The sequence below is a fragment of the Nocardioides sp. IC4_145 genome (assembly GCF_011250565.1).
Lineage (GTDB): Bacteria > Actinomycetota > Actinomycetes > Propionibacteriales > Nocardioidaceae > Nocardioides.
In genome coordinates this window covers 1-15,660 of record NZ_JAANMS010000038.1, presented here as the reverse complement: position 1 = coordinate 15,660, position 15,660 = coordinate 1, and the positions used below count along the sequence as shown (strand labels likewise).

Genomic DNA, 15,660 nt, shown 5'->3' with positions numbered 1-15,660 from the left:
ACGGGGAGGTGCGGAAACGACCTATACCCCGGATCGACACCTTTCAGACATCAGGCGTTCCAGCGCGGTTCGCCTCGAGCACGCAGCAGCCCGGACCGACGGCTGGCCACCCGCGCGACGGGCACCGGGGGTGCATGTCGAACGAGCACCCCGACCACCGTCCCGAGTCCGGCCGCCTGCCCTCCACCAACCACCCGCTGGGCGGCGAACCCCGCCGTCGCGCTCCCGCGATCATCGCCGTCGTCGGCCTCGTCGTGGTGGTGGCGATCATCGTGGCCCTGCTGACCTGGACCCGCTACAACACCTGAGCGGCAGTCGCTCTCCCGGCGCTCGCCGCTCCAGCAGCGGAGGTGCAGTCCCGGGGATGCAGCGAGCCCCTGACCGGTTCGTGCAGGTCAGGGGCTCGCACCATGCCTTGCGGCACTGGGGTGAGTAACGGGACTTGAACCCGCGACATCTGCGACCACAACGCAGCGCTCTACCAGCTGAGCTATACCCACCATGTCCTCCGAGAGCTCGGAGGCCGCGAGAAGCATACGGGACTCAGGCGCCCGCCGCGGAATCCGGGTCGGCGAGGCCGGCGAGGGCGCCCGCGTGCTTGGCGGCGATCGTGCGTGCGGTGTCGGAGTCCGGGCCGGGCTGCGGGACGAAGACCGCCTCGCGGTAGTAGCGCAGCTCCTCGATGCTCTCGCGGATGTCGGCGAGCGCGCGGTGGTTGCCGCGCTTGGCGGGCGCCTGGTGGTAGGCGCGGGGGTACCACCGGCGCGAGAGCTCCTTGATCGAGCTCACGTCGACGATCCGGTAGTGCAGGAAACCCTCGAGCTCGCTCATGTCGCGCGAGATGAACGCGCGATCGGTGCCCACGGTGTTGCCCGCGAGCGGCGGTCGGCTGCCGCTCGGGCAGTGCTCGCGCAGGTAGGCCAGCGTGCGCTCCTCGGCCTCGGCGAGCGTGACGCCCTTCTCCAGCTCCGCGAGCAGCCCGGAGCTCTCGTGCATGCTGCGCACGAAGTCGCCCATCTGCTCCAGCGCCTCGTCGGGCGGGCGGATCACGATGTCGACGCCCTCGCCGAGCACGTTGAGCTCGAAGTCGGTGACGAGCGCCGCCACCTCGATCAGCGCGTCCGCGCGCAGGTCGAGGCCGGTCATCTCGCAGTCGATCCAGACGAGTCGGTCGTTCACGAGGGGCCACCCTACGGGCAGCCACCGACGACGGCGCCGCCGGCGACTTGGCCCCCCGCTCCGGCCCGGCGGAGGATGCGGGGATGCGCGTCACCCCTGAGTTCGTCGCCGACCTGCCCAAGGCGGAGCTGCACGTCCACCACGTCGGCTCCGCGTCGCCGCGGATGGTGGCCGAGCTCGCCGCCCGCCACCCCGGCAGGGTGCCCAGCGACCTCGACGAGCTGCGCCGCTTCTACGAGTTCCGCGACTTCGCGCACTTCATCGAGGTCTACCTGGCCGTCGTCGACCTGGTGCGCACGCCCGAGGACATCCGCTACCTGACCTACGAGGTCGCCCGGGAGATGGCCGAGGGGCAGTCGTTGCGGTACGCCGAGCTCACGTGCACGCCGTACACCTCGGTGCGGCCCCACGACCCCGAGCCCGGCATGGCGATCGAGGCCTACACCGAGGCGATCGAGGACGCCCGCGTGGCGGCCGAGCGCGACTTCGGGCTGGTCCTGCGCTGGATCTACGACATCCCCGGCGAGGCCGGGCTGCCCAGCGCGGACGCCACGCTCGGTTTCGCGCTGGACCACGCCCCCGACGGCCTGGTCGGCTTCGGCCTGGGGGGTCCGGAGGTCGGCGTGCCGCGCCCGCAGTTCCAGCCGCACTTCGACGCCGCCCGCGCGGCGGGCCTCCACTCCGTGCCGCACGCGGGGGAGACCACCGGCCCGGAGACCGTCTGGGACGCGCTGCGTCTCCTCGGTGCCGAGCGGATCGGTCACGGGACGTCCGCGGCGCAGGACCCCGCCCTGCTCGCCCACCTCGCCGAGACCGGCGTACCGCTCGAGGTGTGCCCCTCCTCCAACATCGCCACGCGGGCCGTCGCCGACCTCTCCGAGCACCCGATCACCGCGTTCCGCGACGCCGGGGTGACGGTGACGGTCGCGTCCGACGACCCGCCGATGTTCGGCACGACGCTCAACCGGGAGTACGAGGTCGCTGCCGAGCTGCTCGACCTCGACACCGACGGGGTCGCCGACCTCGCGCGCACGGCCGTCCGCGCCTCCTTCGCCGAGGACGCCGTCAAGACGCGGGTCCTCGGCGAGATCGACGCGTACGTCGCCGACGGCACCCGGCCGCGATGACCTAACCGCAACCAGGCGCCCGCGGGCCCGGACGGTCCTATGCTGGCCAGCATGTCCGTGCAGCCGATCCGAGTCGCGGTGGCGAACGACTACGAGCTGGTCGTCGCCGGTCTCGCCGCGATGCTCGCGCCCTTCGGCGAGCAGGTCGAGGTCGTCGAGATGGACAGCGGGCTGCCGGTCGCCAGCGAGGTCGACGTCGTCCTCTTCGACACCTTCGCGCAGGGCGAGGCGGAGCACGTCGACCTCGACGGGCTCCTCGACCGCCAGGACACCGGCGCCAAGGTCGTCGTCTACAGCTGGAACACCGATCCCGACGTCGTCGACCGCACGCTGCGGCGGGGGGCCGCGGGCTACCTGCACAAGGCGGTGGGGGCGGAGGAGATCGTCGCCGCGCTGGAGAAGGTCCGCGACGGGGACGTCGTGCGGCCCGACGGCCACGCCGAGGGAGCACCGGACCTGCTGACCGACGGCGCCTGGCCGGGCAAGGAGCAGGGCCTCAGCCCTCGGGAGTCGGAGATCCTCGCGCTCATCACCCAGGGCCTGTCCAACCAGGAGATCGCCGAGCGCACCTACCTGTCGATCAACTCGATCAAGACCTACATCCGCACCGCCTATCGCAAGGTGGGGGTGACCCGCCGCGCCCAGGCCGTCGGCTGGGGGATGAGCCACGGGTTCGCGCCCGACAAGGTCCGCCGGGTCGCGTCGGTGGACTGACCGCCGCCCGACGGGACACCGGGCGCGCATGGACCTCAGCCTGCGCCTCCTCCGTCACGGGTACGACGCCGTCGCCGCCGACCGCGCCGCGCACGGCGTACCGCCCGACGCCGGCACCCACGCCACCCGGCTGGTCGGCCACCGGGCGGTCGTGGTGCGCAGCGAGCCGGGGGTCCGGTTCTTCTACGACGAGTCCGCCGCGGAGCGGAAGGGCGTCGTCCCGCCGCCGCTGGCGTGGCTGCTCTTCGGGCGCGGCGCGCTGCACGGCATGGACGGCGAACCGCACCGCGACCGCAAGCGGGCGATGGTCGACGTCCTCTCCGCCGACGGGCTCGGCCCGCTGGTGGGCCGCGTCGCCCAGGAGCTCGACGAGGCCGCCGCGACCTGGCCCGGGCGCGAGGTCTCGGTCCACCCGACGCTCGTGTCGGCGTACGGCCGAGCGGTCCTGGGCTGGGCCGGCCTCGACCTCGACGACGACCGCGCCGACACGGTCGCGCGGCGGCTCTCGCAGCAGGTCGACGGCTTCGGCTTCGCCGGCCCGGCCTACGTTCGCGGCTGGGCCTCCCGGTTGTGGTGGGACCGGTACGCGACCGGGCTGGCGGCCGACCTGCGCGCCGGGCGCGCCGGCACCGGAGCGGATGCCCCGGCAGCGCGGCTCGTGCGGAGCATCGACGCCGACGACCGCACGGCCGGCGTCGAGCTGGGCAACATCCTGCGCCCGACCATCGCGGTGTCGTGGCTCGGCACCTTCGCCGCCCTGCGGCTGGCCGACCTGCCGGCGTGGCGCGAGCGGCTCGCCGACCCGGGGGAGGAGCTGGCCCGGATGGCCTTCGCCCAGGAGGTACGCCGGACGACGCCCTTCGCCCCGGTGCTCGCGGCGCGTGCCACGCGGCCCGCCACGATCGACGGCGTGCGCGTGCGACGGGGCGACCGGCTCGTCCTCGACATCATGGGCATCGACCACGACCCGGCCCGGTGGGAGGCGCCGCACGAGTTCCGTCCGGAGCGGTTCCTCGAGCACGCGCCCGGCGCGTTCGACCTGGTGCCCCAGGGCGGTGGCCACCCGGCCGGCCACCGCTGCCCGGGCGAGTCGCTGACCCTGCGGGTGCTCGAGGCGACGCTGCGGGTGCTGGCGGGGGTGCCCTACGAGGTGGCGGACCCGGCGGTCGACCTGACCCGGATGCCGACGACGCCGCGCGGCGGGTTGGTCATCAGGGTGCCGGCGGGTGCTCCGGGCCGATCTGCTCGCGCATCGACTCCAGGATCCGCGTAAGCACGCGGGAGACCTGGACCTGGCTCACGCCGAGCTCGTCGCCGATCTCGCGCTGGGTCTGGTCCTCGTAGAAGCGCAGGTAGAGCACGCGCTTGTCCCGCTCGGACAACCCACGCATGACCGGCGCCAGGACGGCGCGCGCCTCGGCGGCGCCCTCGTCGGGCTCCTGGGGGAGCACCTCGCCGAGGCTGGTGCCGGCGTCGTTGCCGACCGGCTGGTCGAGGGAGGTCGGCTGGAAGCAGCCCAGGCCCTGCAGCGCCTCGCGGTGCTCCTCGGGCGTGATGCCCAGCTCGGCCTCGACCTCCTCGGCGGTCGGCTCGCGGCCGAGCTCCTGCTCGAGCCGGTCGGTGGCCATGGTCAGGTCGCGCTGCAGCTCCTGGACGCGCCGCGGCGGACGGACCATCCACCCCTGGTCGCGGAAGTGCCGCTGGATCTCCCCGCGGATGGTGGGGACGGCGTAGGTCAGCAGGTCGTCGCGCACGGTCGGGTCGAACCGGTGGACCGCCTTGACGAGTCCCTCGTAGGCGACCTGCTGGAGGTCCTCGAGCGGGATGCCGCGACGGCGGTAGCGGTTCGCGACGGCGTCGGCGACGCGTTGGTTGAGGAGCACGACCTCGGAGAGGAGCGCGTCGCGCTCGCTGCCGGTCGCCTCCTGCGCCCGACCGAGCAGGTCGGCGGTGCGGCGTGAGCGTTCCTCGCGCGACACCGTGCGGTGGTCGATGCCGAGAGCGGAGTGGGAAGTGTGCATGGGCGGTCCGCCTCCTTCCGAGTGGGGTGCGATCCGCGGCCCGTGTCCGGGCACGCACTCGACGTTGCCCGGAACCGGTCTGGTCCACCACCACCCCTTGGGGTGTGTTGTCGCCCACGCGGCGCTCAGCGCCGGCCGGCGCCCCACCCGACCAGGGCCCACACGGTCTTGCCGTCCTCGGTGGGCCGACTGCCCCAGTCGTCGGCCAGCACGGTCACGAGGCTGAGCCCGCGCCCGGACTCGTCCTCCGGGGTCGTACGACGGCGGCGCGGCCGCGCGAGCTCGGGGTCGCGGACCTCCAGCAGCACGGCCTCGCCGAGCCGGCGCAGCTGCACCGTCGCCGGCGGCTCCGCGTGCACCAGCGCGTTGGCCAGCAGGGCGTCGACGATCTGCACGGCGTCGGCGGCCCGGTCGGCCGGCACCGACCAGCGCTCGAGCTGGTCGGCCACGGCCCGGCGCACGTCGCGGACGCCGGCCAGGGTGACCACCTCGAACCGGGCGACACCGCCCACGGGGTCAGCCTGCGCGCGCGCCACGACCATCGCGACGTCGTCGTCGACGCCCGAGCCGGTCAGCGCGGTGACCACCTCGTCGAGCAGGCGGGAGGCCGGCAGCGTCGTCCGCGGCGCCACGGCCGAGCTGAGCCGCTCGAGGCCCAGCTGGAGGTCCTCGCCGCGCCGCTCGACCAGGCCGTCGGTGTAGAGCAGGAGGACGTCGGCCGGGCCGAGGTGCACCGTCGTCGGCGCGAGCCCGTAGTGACCGGCGCCGAGCGGCGGCCCGACCTCGCGCAGGAGTGACAACCGGCCGTCGGCGTGCGCGTGCACCGGTGGGAGGTGCCCGGCGTTGGCGTAGGTCAGGGTGTGGTCGGAGGCGTCGAACACGGCGTACACGCACGTGACGATCTGGTCGCCCGCGAGGTCCTGCACGAGCGGGTCCAGGTGCTCGAGCACGTCGGTGGGGGAGAGGTCGAGCTTGGCGAAGGCCCGCGTCGCCGCGCGCAGCTGGCCCATGACCGCGGCCGCGCGGACGCCCCGGCCCATGACGTCGCCGATGACGACCGCCGTGCGTCCGGCACCGAGGTCGATCACGTCGTACCAGTCGCCGCCGACCTGGGTGCCGACGACCCCGGCGCGGTAGTACGTCGCCACCTCGAGCCCCGCGACGTCGGGGTCCGTGCGCGGCAGCAGGCTGGCCTGGAGGTCCCGGGCGATGTGGCGCTCGCGCTCGACGACCTCGCGCTCGGCCTCCGCGGCGACGAGCCGCTGCTGCAGCGCGCGCTGGTCGGTGATGTCCTGGAAGGAGCCGCGCACCAGCCGGCTGCCGTCCGGGCCGACGGCGGGCTCGCCGAAGGACTGGAAGAGCCGGACCTCGCCGGACGGCGTCACGATCCGCACCTCGTAGACGATCGTCTGGCCCTCGGTCGCCGCCCGCAGCCGGTCGAGCACCAGCGCGAGGTCCTCGGGGTGGACGAGCTGGGTGATGGTCGCGCGGGCGCCGCGCTCCTCGGCGTCCTCGCGGGTGAGCCCGAGCATGTCGAAGAACGTGCGTGAGCCGGTGATCGAGTCGCGGTCCAGGTCGACCTCCCAGCTGCCCAGGCGTGCGAGCCGCTGGGCCTGGTCGAGCAGCTCGCGGCTGCGCTCGAGGGCCACCCGGACGCGGTGCGCCCGGTCGAGCTCGAGGTTGACCCGCACCCGGGCCAGCAGCTCGCGGGCCGAGAACGGCTTGACCAGGTAGTCGTTCGCGCCGGCCTCGAGCCCCTCGAGCGTGCCCTCCTCGCCCGCCCGCGCCGACAGCATGATGACGGGGACCGAGGCGAGCGCCGGGTCGGCCTGCATCCGCCGCAGCAGCCCGAAGCCGTCCAGCTCGGGCATCATCACGTCGGTCAGCACCAGGTCGGGCACGTCCTCGGCCATCTGCACCAGGGCGTCGAGCCCGTCGACGGCCATCCGGACCTCGTACGCCGGCGCCAGCAGGTCGTGGATGTAGCGGCGCATGTCCTCGTTGTCGTCCACGACGAGCACCCGGCCGCGCCGGTCCTCCGCGCCGGCCGCCCCGGAGCTGAGGGCCCCCTCGACCTCGCCGGTCGTGCCGCCGGAGGAGCCGCCTGCGGGTCCGTCAGGTGCGCCGTCCGCGCCGGGGAGCCAGCGGAAGCTCTGCTCGACGAAGGCCCGGGCCCGCTCGCCGGCGCTCGCGTCCAGCGGCTCGTCGGCGGCGTGGCGGACCCGGTCCTCCGGCAGGTGCGCCCAGCCGAGGGGGAGCGTGACGGTGAAGGTCGTGCCGCGGGCGGGGCCCTGGGTCCGGCTCGTCGCGCCGACGCGACCGCCGTGCAGCTCGACCAGCTCGCGGACCAGGGCCAGGCCGATCCCGGTGCCCTCGTGGGTGCGCGATCGCGTGCCCTGGACCCGGTGGAAGCGCTCGAAGAGGCGCGGCAGGTCGGCGGTCGGGATGCCGCTGCCGGTGTCGGTCACGTTGAGCACGGCCCGGCCGTCCTCGGAGCCCAACCGCACGGTGATGCCGCCCTCGAAGGTGAACTTCAGCGCGTTGGAGACGAGGTTCAGCACGACCTTCGCCCACGCCTCGCGGTCGACGTACGCCGTGAGCGGGCCGTCGCAGTGCAGCGTCAGGTCCAGCCCGCCGCGCTCGGCGGCCGACTCGAACATCGCCACCAGCTCCGCGGTGTAGGCGCACAGGTCGGTCGCGACGAAGTCCGAGGCGTCCCGCCCGGACTCCAGGCGGGAGAAGTCGAGGAGCGTGTTGACCAGCTGCAGCATCCGCTGCCCGTTGCGCGCGATGACGTCGAGCCGAGCGCGCTGCCCGGGCGGCAGCGGCTGGGCGGTGTCCTCGAGCGCGTCCTCGGCCGGCCCGAGGAGGAGGGTCAGGGGGGTCCGCAGCTCGTGGCTGACGTTGGTGAAGAAGTCGGTCTTGACCTGGTCGAGCCGGGCGAGCTCGGCCGCGCGCTGCTTCTCGTGCTCGATCGCCCGCGCGTCCCCGATGGCCGCCGACAGGTGCGCCGCGAGCAGCTCCAGGAAGTCGCGGTAGCCGCCGTCGAGCGGGCGGTACCGGTTGAGGCCGACGACGAGCGCGCCGTACGGCGTGAGCTGTCCCGGCTGCATCAGCGCCGTCACGTAGGCGCGGGTGGGCGGCTCGGACCAGGCGCCCGTCGGCAGGTCGGGGAACAGCTCGTCGATCGCACCCACCACGACGTCCTCGCCGCGCCAGGCGCTGTGCAGCGGCCACACGGCGTCCGGCGCCGTCACCTCGATCACCGGCGGGGCGGCCGGGTGTTCCCGCGAGATGCCCGTCAGGCCGCGGCGGTGGGCGACGGCCCCGTCCTCGCCGAAGAGGTACACCACGACGAACGGTAGCGAGGCGGAGTTGCCCGCGAGGTGCTCGCAGGCCGCGGCCACCGCCGCGGCCTCGCTGCCCGCGGCGCCGACCCGGATGCCGAGGTCGCGCAGGGTGGTCATCCGGCGGGTCGAGACCACCTCCTCGGTGTCCTCCGTGACCACGCACAACATCCCCGCGATCGAGCCGTCGTCGTCGGAGAGCGGGCTGTAGGAGAAGGTGTGGTAGGTCTCCTCGACGTAGCCGCTGCGCTCGAGGAAGAGCAGCAGCTTCTCGTCCCACGTCGCCTCGCCGGTGGACATCACCCGCTCGATGCGCGGGCCGATGTCGGGCCAGATCTCCCGCCAGACCTCCGAGGCGGGACGCGCCAGGGCCCAGGGGTACTTCGTGCCCAGCGTGTCGCGGCGGTAGGCGTCGTTGCAGAAGAACGTCAGCTCCTCGCCCCACGCCATCCACATCGAGAACTTCGAGCTGAGCATGATCCGCACCGCGTTGCGCAGGCTCAGCGGCCAGGTGTCCGGCTCGCCCACGGGCGTGCGCGACCAGTCCACCTCCAGGAGGTCGTGCCCGATCCGACCGGAGGCCCGCAGGACCTCCGTCATCGAGGCCCCGGCAGGGGAGGCGCTCATCGGCCGACCGCGTCGCGGGCCGTGGCGTACGACGCGAGCACCCGGTCCAGGCCCGTCAGCTCGAGGATGCGTGCGACCGGCGGCTGGATGCCCGCGACCGCGAGCGAGCCGCCCAGGCCGCGGGCGCGCCGGTGGGCGGCCACGAGCGCGCCCAGTGCCGAGGAGTCGATGAACGGCACCTCGGTCAGGTCGACCACCACGCGGACGTGGCCGTCGACCATGAGCTCGTTGAGCACCAGCCGGAAACCGCCCACCGTCGCCAGGTCGATCTCGCCCCGGCCGACGACGACGGCGTGCCCGTCGTGGTGCTCGACGCGCAGGCTCAGCTGCTCCTCGCTCGAGGCGTCGTCGGACGTCATGGCAGGTCGCTGTCTCCGAGAGGGGGAACGGGCGTCGGCTGGGGGTCGTGCTGGGTCTGCTGGGTGTGGCGGGCACAGTCTCAGGCACCCCGCAGGCGATCCGGTGCTTTTCGGCACCTTTGGGCCCACAAGGGTGAGGTCGCTGGCCGCCCCATCCTGCCAACCAGCGCGTCGCCGGCTTGAACCGACCCGGGGGCCTCGTCCTACGGTCGAAGGGTTCCGGTGGCCGGGACGTCCTCCTCGCGCCCGCCACGAGCGCCCGCCGCGAGGGGTCGAACGCGACGTACCGGGGCGGTGCACGAGCCCACGCACGGGACGCATCGTCCGCCGTGCTCGGCCCGCAGGCGGCTCGGAGGTACGTCGACCCTGCTCGGCCCCGGCTCAGGTGACGAGGTACCACGGCAGCAGCATCCCGACCACGGTCAGCGCCCAGCCCAAGAGGACGAGACCGAAGCCGTGGGTGGTCGGGTCGTCCGCGGTGCGGTGGTCCGCCAGGCGCCGCCGCAGCGCGACGACCGCGCAGACCAGGCCGCCGAGGAGCAGCGGCACGCCGTACAACGTCTGCTCCTGGCTGCTGCCCAGCGTCGCCAGCGACATCCGCTCGACCGCCCCCGGCCGGAGTCGGGACGAAACGCGGTGGTGGCGCCCCCGGCAGGATTCGAACCTGCGACCGGCGGATTAGAAGGCCGCTGCTCTGTCCAGCTGAGCTACGGAGGCGGGGGATCGGATCTACAGTCGGAAGAACCCCCGGGAAAACACCCATGTGATGCGTCCGACATGCCAGACCGACCCGCGGGCCAGTCTAGGGGTCCTGCCAGCGGCCCGTCGCTTCGCCTGCTTGAACCCGCCGGCGACCTGATGGACAGGGACTTCACCGCGGTGACTCCGAACCGGACCTGGATCCGGGTTCGTCGACGTCCCCCCTGGTCGACGTCTCCGCCCCACGCATCGCGCGTGGAACATCGACTCCACCGAGACCGTCGAGCTCGTCGACGAAGGCACCCCCGTCGTGCCCGGTGAGCCTGATCGGACCGGCAGAGCTGGGACGCATCGAGCAGCTCGCCGAGGCGGAGTCGATCGAGCTGGATGGTGGTGCGAGAGCGCATCGACTGCTGCAGCGCCGGGTCGGAGTCGGCGTGGAACGTCACGACAGTCGTCGAGGAGTATCTCGGTGCACCGGGCGCAGGCAGGGACGAGGTCGCGGGTCGATGTCCCCTCGTCACGCCTCGGGATGACCGAACAGTCCGGGAAGGCCGCCGGTGTGGACGAACACGACCGGCTGCCCGGGCGGCGATCTCCTCCTCGCGCACGGCGGCGATGAGCCCTGCCATGGCGCGTGCGGTGTAGGTGGGGTCGAGGATGACGGCTTCGGTGCGTGCGACCAGCTCGAGCGCGTCCCGCGCGGCGGGTGTGTAGTGCTTGTAGCCGTCGCCGGACTGGTCGCGAACGCGCAGCGTGGTCGGGTCGATCACGTCGCCACCGGTCAGGGGCGAGGCGTAGGCGGCGGCCGCCTCGGCTGCATCGGGGCGTGCCCCCACGTCCACTCCCAGCACGCGGTCGGCTCCGAGCACGGCAACCAGGCCGGCCATCGTGCCTCCCGACCCGAGTGCGGTCACCACGTGGCGCACGTCGGGGACCTGGTCGAGGATCTCGGCCGCGCACGTGCAGTACCCGCGCGCGCCGAGGCTGTCGGAACCCCCGAAAGGCACCAGGAAGGGTCGCATCCCGTCGCGGTGCAAGCGCTCGACGACCGTCTTCGCGACGGCCGCCAGCTCGTGCGGTGGCAACGCACCGGCCCACTCGAGGTCCGCGCCGACGAGGTGATCGAGGATCAGGTTGCCCGCCGTCTGCGGTGGTCGCGTGCCGCCGAGCACGAGCACCGCGCGCATACCGATACGAGCGGCCACGGCTGCGGTCAGTCGGGCGTGATTGCTCTGTGGCCCTCCGGTGGTGACGAGCACGTCGGCACCCTCCTGCTGGGCCCGGGCAGCGAAGTACTCCAGCTTCCGGAGCTTGTTGCCGCCGCCGCCCAGGCCCATCAGGTCGTCGCGCTTCAGCCACAGGTCGTCAGCTCCCAGGCCGATGGCCTCGGCGAGGCGCGGCGCTCGTTCGACCGGCGTCGGGAACGTTGCCAGCGGAAGTCGAGCGGGTTGACCGATCATGTGCCGGACTCTAATCAGCACCTCCCGCTCCGGCCGGCCCTCGGCAGCGTCTCCTGTCGCTGAGCCGACCGAGCCACCACGACGACGTACCTGGTGTAGTGGAAGTGGCCGCTGGGGTAGACGACGCGGTCGGTGCAGCTGACCAGGACGAGGCCGGTGTGCTGCAGCCGGGGAGATCTACCGCGCTGTCGGCGAAGGCGCCGAGCCGCAGGGCAGGGCTGTATCTCCAATCCCCAGGGGGCGGGGGACCGAGAGCCTCGACGTCCGACGTCGATCCGCCCCGGAGCATGCCGCATGGGGACGGGCGGCACGTCCGGTGCGGTCAGGGGCGGTCGGGGGCGTCGACCACGAGGGCGGCCACCGTCCGCGCCGTGCCGGCCGACTGCGGTGCGCCGTCGCGCAGCCGCATCGCCAGGTCGCCGGAGAACACCAGCGCGAGCGCGTCGGCCACCGCGTTTGTGCGCGGGCCGGCCACCGGCTCGGCGAGCAGTCGCAGGCGCGCGCGCAGCGACGCCGTCTCCTGCTCGACGGCCGCGGCGAGGACGGGCGGCGGGTCGGCGTACGCCGCCGCGGTGCCGAGGAAGGCACACCACCGTGCTCCGGTCGCGCGGCCGCGGAAGTCGTCGAGCGCGTCGAACACCGCGAGCAGGCGGTCCCGGTCGGTGCGCGCACGCTCGATGGCCGCGTCCCAGACCTCGAGCCACTCGGCGTGCCGACGGTCGAGCGCCGCGGCGACGAGCGCCTCCTTGCTGCCGTAGGCGCGGTAGAGCGTCGCGGGGGAGACCCCCGCTCGCTCGAGGATCCGGTCGACCGGAGCCGTGGCGTCGCCTGCTGCGAAGACGACCTCGTCGGTGGCGTCGAGGAGCCGCGCGCGTGTGCTCTCCCGGGTGCTCACCAGGCCGAGTCTAGGCTGACGAAGTGAAACGATCGTTTTCGTTCGGTGCGCCGCGGGCAACGGCGCTCGTGGTGATGGGCACGTGCCTGATCGCCGGGACCTACGGACTCGTGCGCCTGGCCTACGGCTTGTTCCTGCCTGACATCCAGGCCTCGGTGCCGCTGGGCTCCGCCCTCGCGGGCTACGTCTCGTCCGGCGCGTCGGCGTCGTACTGCCTGGGCGCGGTCGTCGGCGTCGTCGCGGCCGACCGCCCCCGCCTGCTGGTCGTGGGGGCCTTCGCCACCGCGTCGGTCGGCGCGCTCGGCATCGCCCTGGCCCCCGGCGTGGCCCTCCTCGTCCCGGCGGTGGTGCTCGCCTCTGCCGGCGCGGGTCTCGCGTCTCCCGGGATGGTGGGTGTCGTCGCCCGCGCCTTCGGGCCGGACCTGGTCGACCGGGCGCAGGCGACCGTCAACTCCGGCACCGGCCCCGGGCTCGTCGGCGCCGGCGTGCTCGCGCTGGCCGTGCCGGACTGGCGGGCCGGCTTCGCGATCAGCGCGGCACTCACCGCCGCCGCGGGGATCGGGGTGCTGCTGCTCGACCGAGCGGGCGCGGACGTGGCAGGTGCCGACCGTGGCCGCCTTCGTACGTCGCCGGGCGGCCGGCGGTGGCTGGGCGCGCTCGGACGCCCGCTCGCCGGGGCCCTCCTGCTGGGCGCGGCGTCGGCGACGGTGTGGACCTACGGCCGCTCCCACCTGGTCGGGGCCGGCGCGAGCGACACAGGGTCGGTGCTCGCCTGGATCGCACTCGGGCTCGGGGGAGCGGCGACGGTGGTGACCGCCGGGCCGCTGAGCGCCCGGCCCGCGCCTCGGGCCTGGATGCTCACGACCGTCGGGGTGGCCGTGGCGGTCGCGGGGCTGGCCGCACCCGGGTGGCTGCCGGGGGCCGTGCTCGCGTGCGCGGTGTTCGGGTGGGCGTTCGTCGCGGCGACCTCCGCGCTCATCGCCTGGGTCGGTGAGCTGGCGCCGGGTCGTGCGGCCGCCGGCACCTCGGCCGTGTTCGTCGCCCTGGTGCTCGGTCAGGCGGCCGGGTCGGCGGCGGCAGGAGCGGTGGCGGACGGGGTCGGGCTCGGGGCCGCGTTCGTGGCTGCGGGGGTGACGTCCCTCGCGGCGGCCGCGTGCGGCTGGGGTCGCCGGCCGGTGGTCGTCCGGGAGCCGTCGGACCGCGTGGCGGTCAGCGGGTCGCGCTGACCGTGCAGCCACCCCGGTCCGGGCTCACTTCCACTGGATGCTGGCGAGGGTCGACTCGATCAGCCTGCGCTGCTCCCGCCGGGGGATCGAGGGGGAGAGGTGGAACTCGACCTCCACGGCCAGGCCGGCGTACGGCACCCCGAACACCTCCACCGTCCGGTCGCTGCCGGTCTTCCCCGTGTGGTGGAACATCTCCACGCCGTCGACGTCGACCCGCGGCCGGATGTCGGGCTTGCCGTCGTCGTACGTCCACGTCTTGAGGGCCGCGCGCTCGTAGTCGTCCAGCGACAGGCCGGGCTCGGTCGGGTAGTAGCCGAAGGTCACGTCGGCGCCGATGCCGGGCTCGTAGCCGAGGGCGACCGTGTCGCTGCTGTTGGCCTTGTCGTGCATCCAGCCCTGCGGCAGGTGCGCGGTGAAGGCGTCGGACTCGATCCTCGGGCCGTCGGCCGCCGGGACCGGGAAGGTGGAGGAGGCGGTCGGGTCCTCCGAGGGCGTCGTGGACCCCGGCGCGGAGGGGGTGGACGGTCCACTCGTGGCCGACGTGCCGGGGTCGGTCGTCGGCTCGTCGTCCTCGGACCCGCAGCCGACGAGGAGGAGCGCGAGCGTCACCGTGGTCGGCAGCAGGGCACGTCGGAGGGCAGGACGGTTCGGCATGGCGGGTCTCCCGGGATGCGAGGTCGTGCGGCGGGGGTCACCCTAGCCAGCACGGCCTCGGTCGCCGCGGCGCCTGTGGCGGGGCTCGGCTCGGCCTGGACGCCGATTGGACACCGGTCGGTCCGCCGCGGAGGGTGAGGGCGACGACGATCGTGGACGGACGACGACCGGGGCGTTTTGCCGGGCGCGGGAGCGGGTAGGCAGCACTCCGTCGCAGGGATCGGCCGCCGCGGACGGGGCGCGCTGCTAGAGAAGGAGATGCGGGTGAGCATTCTCGGGTTGGACGTCGCCGGCCTCATCGAGATGGCCGTCGACTCGATCAAGGTCAACCAGGTCATCGAGATCCTCGAGGACTCCATCGAGGACATCAAGGCGAGGCCGGTCGAGGCGATCGCTCCCGGGTCCTTCGGCAACCTGCCGGCAGCCACGGAGCTCGGACACCACACGACGCTCGCGCGCGACACGGTCCTCGAGGCGTTGGAGGACCTGCTCGCCGGTCTCCGGATCTACGCCGAGAACGTCGACAGCTACCGCAAGGACGTCTTCGTCACCGACGAGGAGGTCAGCACCGCGAACGTCCAGCCGCTCCAGGTGGCCACCGACTGCATCGGCGGGTCCATGGCCGACCAGAACAACGCGAGCGCTCCTCAGTGCGTCGCGCCGAGTGGGAGTGAGGACCGATGAAGGGACCGCAGCAGCTGCGGCTGGAGGCGACGCTCGACGCCTCCGCCCCTGAGGACGTCGAGACCCGCAAGAACTCCTGGCGCCTCGCCGCGATCACGCTCGACCAGGTCGCGACCCGGCTCGAGGCCAACGCGGCTCCTCGGGCGCGCGAAGCAATGGAGGGCCGCACCGGCCCGGAGGTCGCCGACGCGTTCACCGTCTCCGCCCAGGCGCTGCGGCGGAAGCAGCAGGAGCTCAAGGACGCCGAGGACGCGCTGACGGCGGCTTCCGAGGCGATCCGCGAGGGCGAGAAGGCCAGGACGCAGCTGCGCGACCTGGTGATGCCGACCGCGCCGTCGCGGAGCCCCGGGTCGACGACCGAGCAGGACGTCCAGGCGCAGAAGGACCACGACACCGCGGTCGCGAACTTCTGGGCGGACTACGAGCACAACGAGCGGGTCGCCCGTGACGCCAACACCCACATGGAGACGACCTTCACCGGCTCCACCGGCGTGATGAAGAAGATCCACGGCATCCCCGACCCGGTCGAGCCGCCGATCGAGCACCAGCCCGGTGGTGGCGGAGGCGGTACGCCGCCGAGCAGCGGTCGTCGGCCGACGCCGTTGCCGCAGCTGCACCCGGGGGACACGCCGACGGGCACCCCGACTCCGACGCCGACCCCGACC

General features: G+C 73.7%; 14 protein-coding genes, 2 tRNA genes and 1 pseudogene. 7 read left to right on the top strand and 10 right to left on the bottom strand.

Features of this window, described 5'->3' with window-relative positions:
- Positions 1-134: 134 nt before the first annotated feature.
- Positions 135-308, top strand: a complete 174-nt coding sequence (locus G6553_RS15370) for a hypothetical protein (RefSeq protein ID WP_166194798.1) — start codon at positions 135-137, stop codon at positions 306-308.
- Positions 309-424: 116 nt separating this feature from the next.
- Here G6553_RS15370 and G6553_RS15365 read toward each other — a convergent pair.
- Together G6553_RS15365 and orn are read right to left on the bottom strand one after the other, a co-directional pair.
- Positions 425-500 (bottom strand) — tRNA-His (locus G6553_RS15365).
- Between the two features lie 43 nt (positions 501-543).
- On the bottom strand, positions 544-1,146 hold the full coding sequence (orn, locus tag G6553_RS15360) for an oligoribonuclease (protein ID WP_207619851.1): 603 nt from the start codon (positions 1,144-1,146) through the stop codon (positions 544-546).
- A 116-nt stretch (positions 1,147-1,262) separates the two neighbouring features.
- Between orn and G6553_RS15355 the strand changes: the two genes are divergently transcribed.
- From G6553_RS15355 to G6553_RS15345, 3 genes are read left to right on the top strand one after another with little or no spacing between them, the layout of a single operon-like run.
- Entirely contained in the window at positions 1,263-2,306 is a 1,044-nt protein-coding gene (locus G6553_RS15355; RefSeq protein ID WP_166194792.1) for an adenosine deaminase, read from the top strand.
- A gap of 51 nt (positions 2,307-2,357) precedes the next feature.
- On the top strand, positions 2,358-3,020 hold the full coding sequence (locus G6553_RS15350) for a response regulator transcription factor (RefSeq protein ID WP_166194789.1): 663 nt from the start codon (positions 2,358-2,360) through the stop codon (positions 3,018-3,020).
- Positions 3,021-3,048: 28 nt separating this feature from the next.
- Positions 3,049-4,293, top strand: coding sequence for a cytochrome P450 (locus G6553_RS15345; RefSeq protein WP_166194786.1), 1,245 nt, complete (start codon positions 3,049-3,051; stop codon positions 4,291-4,293).
- Here the strand turns inward: G6553_RS15345 and G6553_RS15340 are convergent.
- The 7 genes from G6553_RS15340 to G6553_RS15310 all read right to left on the bottom strand — a co-directional run bounded on the left by G6553_RS15340 (position 4,232) and on the right by G6553_RS15310 (position 12,431).
- Positions 4,232-5,041 (bottom strand): sigma-70 family RNA polymerase sigma factor, encoded by an 810-nt coding sequence (locus G6553_RS15340; protein ID WP_166194783.1) that lies wholly within the window; start codon positions 5,039-5,041, stop codon positions 4,232-4,234. The genes G6553_RS15345 and G6553_RS15340 overlap by 62 nt on opposite strands.
- A 125-nt stretch (positions 5,042-5,166) precedes the next feature.
- Positions 5,167-9,015 carry a SpoIIE family protein phosphatase gene (locus G6553_RS15335; protein WP_166194780.1) on the bottom strand — a complete coding sequence of 1,283 codons (3,849 nt, stop codon included), beginning with the start codon at positions 9,013-9,015 and terminating at the stop codon, positions 5,167-5,169.
- On the bottom strand, positions 9,012-9,374 hold the full coding sequence (locus G6553_RS15330) for an STAS domain-containing protein (RefSeq protein WP_166194777.1): 363 nt from the start codon (positions 9,372-9,374) through the stop codon (positions 9,012-9,014). Before G6553_RS15330 ends, G6553_RS15335 begins: the two co-directional genes overlap by 4 nt.
- A gap of 381 nt (positions 9,375-9,755) precedes the next feature.
- A complete protein-coding gene (locus G6553_RS15325; protein ID WP_166194774.1) occupies positions 9,756-9,971 on the bottom strand; it encodes a hypothetical protein in 216 nt (71 codons plus the stop codon).
- 43 nt (positions 9,972-10,014) lie between these two features.
- A tRNA-Arg gene (locus tag G6553_RS15320) sits at positions 10,015-10,091 on the bottom strand.
- Positions 10,082-11,536 carry a pyridoxal-phosphate dependent enzyme gene (locus tag G6553_RS20740; RefSeq protein ID WP_207619844.1) on the bottom strand — a complete coding sequence of 485 codons (1,455 nt, stop codon included), beginning with the start codon at positions 11,534-11,536 and terminating at the stop codon, positions 10,082-10,084. Before G6553_RS20740 ends, G6553_RS15320 begins: the two co-directional genes overlap by 10 nt.
- A gap of 322 nt (positions 11,537-11,858) precedes the next feature.
- Positions 11,859-12,431 carry a TetR/AcrR family transcriptional regulator gene (locus tag G6553_RS15310; protein WP_166194771.1) on the bottom strand — a complete coding sequence of 191 codons (573 nt, stop codon included), beginning with the start codon at positions 12,429-12,431 and terminating at the stop codon, positions 11,859-11,861.
- A gap of 23 nt (positions 12,432-12,454) precedes the next feature.
- Here G6553_RS15310 and G6553_RS15305 point away from each other — a divergent pair, with 23 nt between their 5' ends.
- Positions 12,455-13,657: an MFS transporter gene (locus G6553_RS15305; protein ID WP_166194769.1), complete on the top strand. Its 1,203-nt coding sequence runs from the start codon at positions 12,455-12,457 to the stop codon at positions 13,655-13,657.
- Positions 13,658-13,681: 24 nt separating this feature from the next.
- On the opposite strand, the gene G6553_RS15300 is transcribed toward G6553_RS15305, so the two are convergent.
- Positions 13,682-14,311: a hypothetical protein gene (locus G6553_RS15300; RefSeq protein ID WP_166194766.1), complete on the bottom strand. Its 630-nt coding sequence runs from the start codon at positions 14,309-14,311 to the stop codon at positions 13,682-13,684.
- 264 nt (positions 14,312-14,575) lie between these two features.
- On the opposite strand from G6553_RS15300, the gene G6553_RS15295 reads away from it, so the two are divergent.
- Positions 14,576-14,995: a hypothetical protein gene (locus tag G6553_RS15295; protein WP_166194764.1), complete on the top strand. Its 420-nt coding sequence runs from the start codon at positions 14,576-14,578 to the stop codon at positions 14,993-14,995.
- Positions 14,992-15,660 (top strand): annotated as a pseudogene (locus G6553_RS15290) (hypothetical protein); the annotation flags it as partial. The gene G6553_RS15295 and the pseudogene G6553_RS15290, both read left to right, overlap by 4 nt.